Here is an 11944-nt window from a genome sequence, read left to right on the forward strand (position 1 = left end):
GCCGTGCCCACGCGGCACGCACGTATCCTTGCACCGCTGGCGGCACCGACTCGCTCGCGACATGTGCAACGGCCGGACACCCTTTTGACTGCCGTGTCCACCTCAGATTTCGCGAGCGAACATTCACCGCCAAGGGTGCAAGGACACGCACGTAACCGCGTGGGCACGGGGTGCCCACCGTACGTCGTGGCCAACGTAAAAAACCGCGGCGGGATTGCTCCGGCCGCGGTTCTTGAACAATCAATCCCGGATTACTTCTTCGGGTACTTGATCGTCATTTCCTTGAGCAGGTTATCCGCCCCGTCGACTTCCTTCATCACCCACAGCATGTAGCGGATGTCGACGTGGATCGCGCGCGTGATCGCGGTGTCGAAGTACCAGTCCTTGGTGATCGACTCGTAGGTCGAGTCGAAGTTCAGGCCCACCAGTTCGCCGCGCTTGTTCATCACCGCCGAACCGGAGTTGCCGCCGGTGGTGTCGGCGCTCGACAGGAAGTTCACCGGCACGGTGTTCAGCACCGGGTCCTTGAACACGCCGTAGCGCTTCTCCTGCACCGCCTTCGTCAGCGCCGCCGGGACCAGGAACGGGTCCTTGTCGGTTGCTTTCTCGACGATGCCTTCGACCGTCGTGAACGGGCCCTTGACCAGGCCGTCGCGCGGCGCATACGGCGACACGGTGCCGTAGGTCACGCGCAGGGTCGAGTTCGCGTCAGGGTAGACTGGCTTGCCCTGCGACTTCTTCCAGGCGATGACGGCGGCCATGTATTGCGGGATGGTGCGATCCAGGTTGCCGTCGATGTCCTTGCGCGCGTCTTCCAGCTTGGTGGTGGCGTCGTTCAGGCGCACGGCCAATTGAATAAACGGGTCGTTCGACTTGCGGAAGGCGTCCACGTCCTTGCCGATCCAGGCCAGGCGCTTGGCGGTGTCGGCCAGCTCGGTGTTCTTGTAGAAGGCGTCCAGGCTGTCGGCCTTGGGCATCACCGCGTGCAGGCCGGCCGGGCGCAGCGTCGCGTCGTCCTTCATGGCCGGGCTGGCGGCGGACCAGCGCGTCAGGCTGGCGCGCCAGCGGGCCTGGTCCACTTCCGGCACGAAGGATTGTTCCAGGCGGGTCAGGCGCGCCTTGATGAACGACAGGTCGCGTTCCTGGTAGCCGGATTCACGCTGGGCGTCCGGCTTCTGGCGTTCCAGGGCCAGGCGGTACAGGGTGCGCGCGCTTTTCAGCAGGTCGCTGTTGGTGGCTTCGGCATATGCCGCTTCGTTGCGCGAGAGGTTCATGTCCATCTCGATCCAGGTATCGAGCTGGCCGAGCAGGTCGGCGCCGCTGCCGTTCTTCGCGTACCAGGCGCGGAACTCGGCGTCCTGCACGTCCTTGATGGCGGCGATGTCCTTGCGCGCGAAGCCGTCGAGCAGGCCCTGGGTCTTCTTGAGCACGTTGTTCAGGCTCTTGGCCACGCTGGCGTAGCGCACTTCCCAGGCGGCGTTGCCCTTGGTAGCGGCGGCGATGACGTCGAGGTCGGCGGTGATGGTCTTCACCTTGGCCGGATAGTCGACGTCGCGCGCGAAGCGGATTTCCGACGGCAGCTTGTAGCGGCTGGTGCGGCCCGGGTAGCCGGCCAGCAGGATCGGGTCGCCGTTCTTCAGGCCTTCGGCGGACACCACCAGGAAGTCCTTCGATTTGTACGGCACGTTATCCGGCGAAGGGTCGGCCGGGCGGCCATCCTTGCCGACGTAGGCGCGCAGGAAAGTGTAGTCGCCGGTCTGGCGCGGCCACTCGTAGTTGTCGATGTCGCCGCCGAAGTTGCCGATCTTGTCCGACGGCGCGTATACCAGGCGCACGTCGCGGATCATCAGCTGCCTGATGCGGTAGTACTCGAGGCCGCGGTGGAAGGCCGGCACCGAGCAGCGGTAGGCCTTGTCGCTTTCGCACTCGGCGATCAGGGCCTTGATGCGCGAGGAAATCGTTTCGCTGCGTTCGCGGCCGCTCATGTTCGCGCCCAGGTCCTTCAGCACGCGGTCGGTCACGTTCTCGACCTTCTCGGTCACGTAGACCAGCGAGTTCGGGCCGCCGGGCAGTTCCTCGGCGCGGGTCTTGGCCAGGAAGCCGTCGACGATGTAGTTCTTTTCCGGGGTCGAGTTGCGCTGGATGGCGCCGTAGCCGCAGTGGTGATTCGTGACCACCAGGCCGTCCGGCGACACGAAGGAAGCCGAACAGCCGCCCAGCGACACGATGGCGCTCATCGGATGCTTCGACAGATCGGCCAGCTTCTCGGCCGGGATGGTGATGCCGATGCGTTTCAGTTCGGATTTCAGCTGCGGCAGCTGGTGCGGTTGCCACTGGCCTTCGTCGGCGACGGCGTGTGCCGCGACGCCAAGCAAGGCGACCGGCAGGACGATGGATTTGAACAAGGTAAGACCCCGGTGAATGAAAACAAGCGGCGAGTATAGCTCGGCTGCCGGAGGGCGAAAACGGTTTTTTTGCGGTCAATACGGGCTTCCCGCGCCATGTGCCTGCGCCGGAGCGGCCTCGCACGCCTCATCCGCAATCTGGCTAGAATAGACGTTTGGCCCGCTGGGCCGGCATCACGAAAGACCGACATGGGACGCTTCAAGACCCTCCTCTCCTCCACCGCGCACAAGCTCGCGATCGAACCCTATACCGTGGCCCTGCTCGGCATGGTCGTCCTGGCCAGCTTCCTGCCCGCCAGCGGCGGGGTAGCCGACGCCCTCGGGAACGTCACCACCTTCGCCATCGGCCTGCTGTTCTTCCTGCACGGCGCCAAGCTTTCGCGCGAAGCGATCGTCGCCGGCATCTTGCACTGGCGCCTGCACTTGCTGGTGCTGGCCTCGACCTTCGTCATGTTCCCGCTGATGGGCCTGGCCATCAAGCCGCTGGCCCTGGGCCTGCTCACGCCCGACCTGTATCTCGGCATCCTGTTCCTGTGCGTGCTGCCGTCGACCGTGCAATCGTCGATCGCGTTCACCGCCATGGCGCGCGGGAACGTGGCGGCGGCCGTGTGCAGCGCCTCGGCCTCGAACTTCCTCGGCATCTTCCTCACGCCGCTGCTGGTGGGCGCATTCATCGTGCAGGGCGCGGGCGACGCCGGCTTCGGCTGGTCGCAGGTGCTGAGCATTGTCGAACAGCTGCTGCTGCCCTTCCTCGCCGGCCAATTGCTGCGCCCCTGGATCGGCGCCTTCATCGACCGCCACAAGCCGGTGCTGCGCTACGTCGACCAGGGCTCGATCCTGCTGGTGGTGTACACCGCGTTTTCCGAGTCCGTCACCGAAGGCCTGTGGCAGCACATTTCCGGCGCCACGCTGGCCGCGCTGCTCGGCGTCTGCGCGCTGATGCTGGCGATCGCCCTGGGCCTGGCCACCTGGACCAGCCGCCGCCTGGGCTTCTCGAAGGAAGACGAAATCACCATCGTGTTCTGCGGTTCGAAGAAAAGCCTGGCGACTGGCGTGCCGATGGCCAAGGTGCTGTTCGCACCGTCGGCGCTGGGCATGATCATCCTGCCGGTGATGCTGTTCCACCAGATCCAGCTGATGGTGTGCGCGGTGCTGGCGCAGCGCTGGGCGCGGCGGGCCGAGCAGCCGGTAGCCGTACCGGTGGCAAGCCAGGGTCAGGTCTGACATCCGGACACGAGCCCGGCCTTGGATGCAGGCGAGCGGCCTAGACCGCGTATTCGGCGCCGCAATGGATGCAGGCAAAGCGCTTCCTGCGCACCACGCTCGTCACCACGCCCGCCCAGCCCGCCGTGCGCGATTGCGACAGCGAGGCCGGATGCGGCGCCGCAAAGCCCTGGATCGTCGGGTGCTTGCCGCAGCCCGGACAGCGGTGCAGCAGGGCCAGGACGATGTGCACCGCGCCGGCCAGGAACATCCCCCACAAGGCCAGCCGCGCGGCGCCGCCAAGCGCAGGGGCCATGAAGGCGCTGATCCACCAGAGCAGCACCGCCGCGGCCATGAACGACCAGGTCACGACGACGCTGGCGGCGTCGGCGCGCAGCAGGCGTGCTTGTGGATACGGTGGCAAGGTATTCATGCGTTATTCCGATAAAACTGGGCGGTTATTCATTACATGCAGAACTGAAGTCCAGCCTCGCTCCGGGTCGATTTGCCGCACTAATCGAGAAAAACGACACCGCTCCACCCGGGTGGCGCTTCCTTCCCTGGCCATGTCGAGTCGATCTTCGGTTTCGCGGCGCACAGGGAATTCGCAACGAATTTCCCGCTCGGGAGCGCCCGGCAATCCCAGCGCATCGATGCCCGGTGCGCGATCTCATCCCAGGCCACATCGGTATCGGTCGCCAGGGGCAGGCGCGATGTGTCGGTTTCGGGTCTCGTGTAAGGAAACAGGCGCGCCGACATTGCATGCAGCTGCGCTGGCGAAGAGACGGTCGATGCGGCCGGCGGTGCGGACGGCGCCTGGCCGGCACAGCCAACCAGCAGGCTGGACAACAAGCATGCGTGGAGCGTTTTCAAGCGTTTTTTCCTTTCAAAGCGAGGTCGGCGGCCCCGTTCGTGCGTCCGCCATCGCGTCGTCCCAGTATAGTCGAGAGTAAATTGATATCGAAAAGAAAGGCCTTCATGCGTAAGTCACTATTACTCGGCATGCTCGCGCTGTTGAGCGCATGTTCGAAACAAGCACCGCCTGCCCCACCCACCGCCAACAACGGCGGCGACGAAGTTGCAGCTGCCGCGCCTGCCGGCACTGCAATGCCGCAGGAAACACCGGTCGCAGCGACACCCGCGCCGGCGAATGCGTCGACAAGCTTGCGCGCCGAAGGCGTCGGCGCCATCCGCTTCGGCATGACGCTGGAACAGGCGCAGCAGGCCGCCGGCAGCAAGGCCACCCTGCCCGAGCCTTTCGACCCCGCCTGCAGCATGGTGCGCTTCGCGTCCCTGCCCAAGCTGCGCTTCATGGTCGAGAACGATGTCGTGACGCGGGCCGACGCCGAACCCGGCATCGAGAACGCCGTGGGCGTGCCATTCGGCGCCACGCTCGCGCAGATCCGAGCCAAGCATCCCGCAGCCGAGGTCACGCCGCACAAGTACGACGAAAGCGGCCACTACGTCACCTTCCCGGGCGCCGACGGCCGTTCCGCCATCATCCTGGAAGTCACCGGCGACAAGGTGACGAAGATGCGCGCCGGCCTGCAACCGGCGGTCGCCTACGTCGAAACCTGCGGCTAGGCCCAGCGAACACCCTGGGTCAGGCAGGGACATACACCAGCCTGAGCACGTCCTCGTCCACCCGGTCATGCGCCACCAGGCGCAGTGGCGGACGCGGACCGGCGAAGTACGGCGTTCCATGGCCCAGCACGACCGGATGCACGTACATCCGGTACTCGTCGATCAGACCGAGTTCGGTGAGACTGCGGGCCAGGTCGGGGCCGGCCACTTCGATCTCGCCGCCACGTTCGGCCTTCAGCTGCCGGATCGCGCCCGCCAGATCATCCTTGATGAGCGAGGCGTTCGGACCGACCGACTGCAAGGAGCGCGAGACCACCCATTTCGGCTGCTTGCGCCATGCCGCCGCAAACGCCTGCCGGTCCGCATCCCAGTCGGCCTGATCCTCGTCCCAGTAGCGCATGAGCTCGTAGATGCGGCGGCCGTACAGGCTCCCGGCTTGAGCACGCGCTTCGTCGATGAAATGCCGGAACAGCCGCGGGCTCGGCGCAAACCGCATATGGTCCACGTAGCCGTCGAGCGACACGTTCATTCCGAATACGAGCCTGGCCATGACATCTCCTGTGCATCATCTATTCGATCGGCCGCGGACGATTTCAGGCCGCGATATGCCTGCTACAGCATAGGCCATGTCCGAATGTCAGACCTGACCCCCGCTGTTTTCGCTCAGTCGATACTAACTTCCTTGCGGTTGTCGCGCGAGACGCGGTCGATCATCTTGTTGTACGGATCGACGCCGACTTCGAACGGCTGCTCCTTGACCGTCACGGTCACCACCGGATTGTCACCAGAGAGCGCACGCTTGTCCAGCAGCAGCACCTTCTCGTCGGCTTCCTTGGCCCCCTTGGCGCGGGCGAACACGCCGATTTCCACGGGCTCGTCGTAGGCGCGCACGGTTTCCTTGCCCTTGCCGTCGGCTTCCATCTTGGCCAGGTGCAGCTTCATGGTCACGTCCCACTGGCCGTCGCTGCGCTTTTTCGCGCTCGCTTCGAGCACGCGGTTATCGTAGAAGACGATCTTCTCGAACAAGTCGGCGATCAGCGCGTGCTTGGCCGGCGGCGCCTCGGCGCGGATGTAGTCGAGCAGTTCGGCGGAGGTGGTGAACGGCGACTCCTGGTAGCCCTTGTCCTGCAGGAAGCGCTTCAGGGCGCGGTTCAGGGCTTCTTCGCCGATCTCGTCGCGCAGGCGGTAGAACACCAGGCTGCCCTTACGGTAGTGGATGTAGGCCTGGTTCTCCACCCGCACCAGCGGCAGTTCCTCGATCAGTTCGCCGCCGCGCGAACTCAGGTAGCGATCGAGCTCGTAGCGCAGGAACTGGCGCATCTGGCCGCGGCCGTATTCCTTCTCCATCACCATCAGCGCCGAATACTGCGACAGCGACTCGATCAGCATGCTCGCGCCCTGCACGTTGGCGGCCGTCACCTGGTGGCCCCACCACTGGTGCGCCATTTCGTGGGCCGTCACGTAGAACACGTAGTCCAGGTCTTCCTTGTCGCGCAGGTCGGCGATGAAGCCGATCGATTCCGAGAACGGGATCGTGTTCGCGAACGACTGGGCAAAGCTCGCGTAGTTCGGGAACTCGAGGATGCGCACCTGCTTGTGCTGGTAAGGCGTGAACTGGGTCGTGAAGTAGTCCAGCGCCTTCTGGGTGCCGGCGATCATGCGGTCGACGTTGTAGGCGTGCTTCTTGTCGTGGTAGATCTCGATCGGAATGCCCTTCCACTCGCTCTTCTTCACCTGCCAGTCGGCCGACAGGTAGGCGAAGAACGGCATCATCTTCCGGTCCATCTTGTACCGGTAGTAGTTGCGGCCGTTTTCGGTCCACGTCTTTTGCAGGTAGCCGGGCGCCAGCGCGATCTGGCTGCCGGTCGTCGAGACCGTGGTCTCGAAGTTGATCCAGTCGGCGTCGGCCCCGAACATCGAGTTGGCGCGCGCCGCCCTGTCTTCCAGCTTGGCCATGCGCTCGGGTTCGCCCAGGCCGCGTTTGCGGCGCTCGTTACGGTCGGTCAGCTCGAAGTCGCTCTGGTAGCCGACCAGCGGGAAGAAGACGCGGTTGTTGAAGAAGGTGCCGTTCAGGTTGATCGTGTCGGGCGTGCCGCCGTTGGTGAAGCCCGGACGGCGCACGTCGACCACGAAGTCCAGCGGCAGGCGTCCACCGGGCGGCAGGGCCTGGGCCAGCTTGATGATCCGGAAGCCGAACTCCTTGTCGTCCAGCTCGACCTTGTGCGCGGGCAGGCCCGAGAAGGTGGTCGTGACGTCGGCGTTGGTCTGCAGGCGCAGGGTGTCGAGCGGCCGGTCCGTCTTGTTCTCGAGGAGGTAGTGGCCGCGGATCGCAACCCGGCGCTGTTCCGGATAGATGTCCACGTCGGCGCGCACGTCGGTGATCTTCGCGTGCGGCAGGTCCTTGTACTTGCGGTAGGTCTTCTCATACTCGGCCTGCTTGTCCATGGCCACGTCGCCGGCTTCGTAACGGGCCAGGGTGTTCGTGTTGTGGAAGATCCAGGCGCCGACGCCGGCAAAGGCGATGCCGCAGGCGGCCAGCGCTGCACCGGATGGGCCCTTCAGGCGGCGGGCTGCGGTGCGCACGCGGGTGCGCCAGTCGAGCGATAGGCCGCGTACCCAGAAGGCCTGGGCCACGATCAGCGCGCCCACCACGAACAGGGTCCAGTACAGCGCAAACCAGGCCCAGCCCGTGAGGAAGTGGCCGTAGCCGTTCATGTCCGAATACGGCGTTGCCGGCAGGCCGGCGATGTTGTACAGGTTGTGGTCGAGGTGCATGACGCCGGCAACGACCTGCCACACCATGAACAAGATCATCAGACCATAGCCGATGAACTTGTTGTTGGTGACGACTTGCAGCACGATGGCGATCAGGCCCATCAGGATGAAGGGAACGCTTGACACCAGCATGCCCTTGACGTACAGGCCGAATTCGACCGGCGCGCCGCCGCGCACTAGCTGGATCGCGATCGCGGCCAGGATACCGGTGAACAGGAAGGCCAGCACCACGCCGACCAGCGCCAGGCACTTGGCCACCAGCGGCGCCCAATTCGGCACCGGCATGGCGTCGTTCACGTCCGCGATTTTTACTTGCCGTTCCTTGAAAATCAGCTCGCCCGCGTAGAAGGTCACAATGATCAGGAGCAGGAAGGTGAAGCTGCTGTTCAGGACGTCGAGCATCATGGACGTCGTCGCATACACGTCGGTGCCGAACAGGCGCCCCATCTGGCTGGCACTGCCGACCATGTTCAGCACGCCGAGCAGCAGCATGACCAGGAAAGGCACGCTCCTGAAGACGGCGGCGGCGTCGAAGGTGAAGATGTGCAGGCACTGGGTCCAGCGCGTGGCGGCCGTGAAGCGTGGAGTCGTGCGTGGCAGCGCCAGGTGTGCAGGCATGGGTGCGCTCGCCGCCGGCGCCTTCGCTTTACCGAACAGGCGCTTGCCGGTGCCGGCGCGCTGCGGCTTGAACAGCACCAGGGTCAGGCCGAACAGCGCCAGCGCCACGCCGGCCCACAGCACGCGGTTGGCCAGGATGTAGCCGCCGAAGTCGGGCAGGCCGGCGTTCGCATCGGCGGTGGAGAAGTAGCGCGTGGCGCGGCCAAGGGCGCGCACGCCGAAGGGGTCGGTGAGCACCGCGATCCACTCGTTGTCGATGTTCGAGGTGAAGCTGCCGGCCACGATCCACAGCACGAAAAAGGCCAGCACGCCCACGTACACCATCAGGATCGAGCGTGTGGTGGCGGCCAGCAGCATCAGCAAGGCGCCGATGAAGAACAGGTTCGGCACCACGATCACGCCCAGCGACCAGAGGTAGGCGCCGCCGGCAAACGGCCCGACGCGCGCGGCGTCGACCCAGGGCATCAGCGGGCCGAGCATCATGCCGCACATGATGATGGCGAAGATGAACAGGCAGGCCACCAGGCCGGCGCCGAAGCGCCCGCCCAGGTAGTCGTGCTTCTTCATCGGCGTGGCGAACAGCATGTCGGAAATGCCGACTTCGCTGTCGCGCAGCACGGTGCCGGCAATGAAGATGGTGACCACGAACATCGAGATCAAACTGAACACGCTCAGCAGCTGGGCGATGACCAGCGGCGCGTTGCGGTTCACGTTGCCGATGGCGCCGCCGACCTGGATGGCGTCGGTGGTGGTGGCGCCAAAGGCGAATGCGCCGAACAGCAGTGCGCAGACCCAGAGCAGGGGCTGGCGCAGTTGCGTGCCCAGCTCGAAGGCAAAGAATTCCCTGAACATGGCCGCTCCTTATGCCGTGACCGCTGCATTGGCCGCCGGCGCGGCAGCCTTGGCCTGCGCGGCGCGGCCGGCATTGCGGACCTGGAGGAAGTACACGTCTTCCAGGTCCGGCTCGACGCTCGTGAAGCCGTCGTCGGGCTGCGACTCGGCATACACGTTGATCTGCGGGCGGCCGGCCACCAGGCGCGTCGACAGCACGTTGAAGCGTTCCTGGTATTCCGGCAGCGCCTCCTGGCTGACGGTGCGGCGCCATACCCGGTTCTTCAGCGTGTCGATCGCGGCTTGCGGCTCGCCCTGCAGCAGCACGGTGCCCTTGGCGATCATCGCCATGCGCGGGCAGAGGTCGGTCACGTCCTCGACGATGTGGGTCGAGAGGATGACCACCACCTGTTCGCCGATCTTGGCCAGCAGGTTCAGGAAGCGGTTGCGCTCGTCGGGGTCGAGGCCGGCGGTCGGCTCGTCGACGATCACCAGGCGCGGCGCGCCGAGCAGGGCCTGGGCGATGCCGAAGCGCTGGCGCATGCCGCCGGAATAGGTGCCGAGGGCGCGCTTGCGCGCGTCCCACAGATTGGTTTGCTGGAGCAGCGCCTCGACCGCCTCCTTGCGCTCGCCCTTGTGCGTCAGCCCTTTCAGGACGGCGAAGTGGTTCAGCAGCTTTTCCGCGCTCACCTTCGGGTACACGCCGAAGTCCTGCGGCAGGTAGCCGAGCTGGCGCAGCAGCCCCTCTTTGTCCCGCAAGACGTCGATGCCGTTGAAATGGATGCTGCCGCTGTCGGGGTCCTGCAGCGTGGCGATGGTGCGCATCAGCGAGGACTTGCCGGCGCCGTTCGGTCCGAGCAGGCCGAACATGCCGTTGGGGATCTCGAGACTGACATCGTTGATGGCCTTGACGCCGTTGGCGTAGGTCTTGTTGAGCTGCTTAATTGATAGCATCGGCGATAACATCGGCTGTTCTCCAGGTAGTTTGGTCGTTCGGCGCCCTGCTCCGCCAGCGCGGACCGGGACTATTTTTTGTTATCGATAATGTAGCGTTAACAAAATGCAAGGTCCGGGGATTGTGACGGACTGCACAAAAGCGCAGCTGAGCCGCAGAAATCGCGGAATATGCATGCCTGCGCCTGGATAGTCCGGCGTCGCGGCGACCCAAAATCTTTCTTGACGAAAAGGAAAAGAGATCTTAAAGTGATATCACTTTTAGATCACATCGGAGACCCGGATATGTCGACCCAAGGAATGGCATCCCATAAGCGCCAGGAAACCCCACTCGCCTCGCTGAACGGCTACATGGCATTCGCCGGGGGCCTGCTGGCCATCGTGGCCGGCGGCCTGATGCTGCGCGCGGAGGGGCCGATCGGCATCCTGCTGGTGGTGCTGGGCATCGTCGTGCTGGCCGGGCTGTACATGCTGCAGCCGAACGAAAGCGTCGTGCTGACCCTGTTCGGCCGCTACGTCGGCACCGACCGCAGCGAAGGCCTGCGCTGGGCCTTCCCGCTGTACCGCAAGCACAAGCTGAGCGTGCGTGCGCGTAACCTGAACATCCCGACCCTGAAGGTGAACGACAAGCGCGGCAACCCGGTCGAGATCGCGGCCGCCGTGGTGTGGCGCGTGCGCGATACGGCGCAGGCCATGTTCGAGGTCGACAGCTACGAGCGCTACGTGGCGGTGCAGGCCGAAGCGGCGCTGCGCCACCTGGCTTCGCAATATGCGTATGACGAAGGCGAAGACCTGGCGGCCGGCGAGATGACCCTGCGCGGCGGCGCGGCCGAGGTGGCGCTGGCGCTGCGCACCGAGCTGACCGAGCGCTTCGAGGCGGCGGGCGTGGAAACGGTGGACGCCAAGCTGACCCACCTGGCCTATGCCCCGGAAATCGCGCAGGTGATGCTGCGCCGCCAGCAGGCGCAGGCCATCATCAGCGCACGCGCCCAGATCGTGCGTGGCGCGGTCGGCATGGTGGAAGAAGCGTTGAAGGGGCTGGCCGAGCGCGAGATCGTCGAACTCGACAGCGAGCGCAAGGCGGCGATGGTCAGCAACCTGTTGGTGGTGCTGTGCTCGGACCGCGAGACCCAGCCGATCGTGAACACCGGCACCCTGTACCAATAAGGCCTGGGGCAGAGCAAAGGCAAATCGGATGGCAAGTCCCGGTAAAAAATCCTACCCGCTGCGCATCGATCCCGCCCTGTGGGAGCAGCTGCAGCGGCTGGCCGCCAACGACCTGCGCAGCGTGAACGCGGAAATCGAGTTCCTGCTGCGCGAAGCGCTGGCGCGGCGCGGCATCCGCGTCACGCCGATCGCAGCGCAGGACGACGGCGAATAAAAGCCGGGGTCAGGTCTGACATTCAGACACGAGCTCTGCCGTTAGGCGGTTGAGCTCGTGTCCGTTTGTCAGACCTGAGATGATCCGGATATCCTGGACAGTTATTTAGGCACACGGTATGCAGCGTCGACGGCGGCAGGTGTTTGGTAGCCCAAGGTCTGATGTAACCGCCGCGTATTGTAGTACTTCTCGA

10 protein-coding genes are annotated in these 11944 nt (G+C 65.0%); 4 read left to right on the forward strand and 6 right to left on the reverse strand.

Annotated elements, in window-relative coordinates; genetic code table 11:
• Positions 1-251: 251 nt before the first annotated feature.
• Complete coding sequence (locus LK540_RS09900) at positions 252-2405, reverse strand: S46 family peptidase (RefSeq protein ID WP_229437112.1); 2154 nt, start codon at positions 2403-2405, stop codon at positions 252-254.
• A 189-nt stretch (positions 2406-2594) separates the two neighbouring features.
• On the opposite strand from LK540_RS09900, the gene LK540_RS09905 reads away from it, so the two are divergent.
• Entirely contained in the window at positions 2595-3629 is a 1035-nt protein-coding gene (locus LK540_RS09905) for a bile acid:sodium symporter family protein (RefSeq protein ID WP_229437113.1), read from the forward strand.
• Between the two features lie 40 nt (positions 3630-3669).
• On the opposite strand, the gene LK540_RS09910 is transcribed toward LK540_RS09905, so the two are convergent.
• On the reverse strand, positions 3670-4041 hold the full coding sequence (locus LK540_RS09910) for a hypothetical protein (protein WP_229437114.1): 372 nt from the start codon (positions 4039-4041) through the stop codon (positions 3670-3672).
• An 80-nt stretch (positions 4042-4121) separates the two neighbouring features.
• Positions 4122-4481 carry a hypothetical protein gene (locus LK540_RS09915; RefSeq protein ID WP_229437115.1) on the reverse strand — a complete coding sequence of 120 codons (360 nt, stop codon included), beginning with the start codon at positions 4479-4481 and terminating at the stop codon, positions 4122-4124.
• A gap of 105 nt (positions 4482-4586) precedes the next feature.
• Here LK540_RS09915 and LK540_RS09920 point away from each other — a divergent pair, with 105 nt between their 5' ends.
• The gene (locus LK540_RS09920) at positions 4587-5192 is read left to right on the forward strand and encodes a hypothetical protein (RefSeq protein ID WP_229437116.1); all 606 of its coding nucleotides are present in this window, start codon (positions 4587-4589) and stop codon (positions 5190-5192) included.
• A gap of 19 nt (positions 5193-5211) precedes the next feature.
• Here LK540_RS09920 and LK540_RS09925 read toward each other — a convergent pair whose 3' ends face one another.
• From LK540_RS09925 to LK540_RS09935, 3 genes are all read right to left on the reverse strand, one after another.
• Complete coding sequence (locus LK540_RS09925; protein ID WP_229437117.1) at positions 5212-5742, reverse strand: dihydrofolate reductase family protein; 531 nt, start codon at positions 5740-5742, stop codon at positions 5212-5214.
• Between the two features lie 113 nt (positions 5743-5855).
• On the reverse strand, positions 5856-9437 hold the full coding sequence (locus LK540_RS09930) for a M1 family aminopeptidase (RefSeq protein ID WP_229437118.1): 3582 nt from the start codon (positions 9435-9437) through the stop codon (positions 5856-5858).
• 9 nt (positions 9438-9446) lie between these two features.
• Positions 9447-10370 carry an ABC transporter ATP-binding protein gene (locus LK540_RS09935; protein ID WP_229437119.1) on the reverse strand — a complete coding sequence of 308 codons (924 nt, stop codon included), beginning with the start codon at positions 10368-10370 and terminating at the stop codon, positions 9447-9449.
• 300 nt (positions 10371-10670) lie between these two features.
• Between LK540_RS09935 and LK540_RS09940 the strand changes: the two genes are divergently transcribed.
• A complete protein-coding gene (locus LK540_RS09940; RefSeq protein WP_229437120.1) occupies positions 10671-11537 on the forward strand; it encodes an SPFH domain-containing protein in 867 nt (288 codons plus the stop codon).
• 28 nt (positions 11538-11565) lie between these two features.
• Positions 11566-11751, forward strand: coding sequence for a hypothetical protein (locus LK540_RS09945; RefSeq protein WP_229437121.1), 186 nt, complete (start codon positions 11566-11568; stop codon positions 11749-11751).
• Positions 11752-11944: the final 193 nt, after the last annotated feature.

It is taken from the genome of Massilia sp. IC2-278 (assembly GCF_020708045.1).
Classification (GTDB): domain Bacteria; phylum Pseudomonadota; class Gammaproteobacteria; order Burkholderiales; family Burkholderiaceae_D; genus Telluria.

Coding starts and splice junctions, on each gene's coding strand:
- LK540_RS09930 (WP_229437118.1), bottom strand. CDS start 9,437: ATGTTCAGGGAATTCTTTGCCTTCGAGCTGGGCACGCAACTGCGCCAG.
- LK540_RS09940 (WP_229437120.1), top strand. CDS start 10,671: ATGGCATCCCATAAGCGCCAGGAAACCCCACTCGCCTCGCTGAACGGC.
- LK540_RS09935 (WP_229437119.1), bottom strand. CDS start 10,370: ATGCTATCAATTAAGCAGCTCAACAAGACCTACGCCAACGGCGTCAAG.
- LK540_RS09945 (WP_229437121.1), top strand. CDS start 11,566: ATGGCAAGTCCCGGTAAAAAATCCTACCCGCTGCGCATCGATCCCGCC.
- LK540_RS09925 (WP_229437117.1), bottom strand. CDS start 5,742: ATGGCCAGGCTCGTATTCGGAATGAACGTGTCGCTCGACGGCTACGTG.
- LK540_RS09920 (WP_229437116.1), top strand. CDS start 4,587: ATGCGTAAGTCACTATTACTCGGCATGCTCGCGCTGTTGAGCGCATGT.
- LK540_RS09905 (WP_229437113.1), top strand. CDS start 2,595: ATGGGACGCTTCAAGACCCTCCTCTCCTCCACCGCGCACAAGCTCGCG.
- LK540_RS09910 (WP_229437114.1), bottom strand. CDS start 4,041: ATGAATACCTTGCCACCGTATCCACAAGCACGCCTGCTGCGCGCCGAC.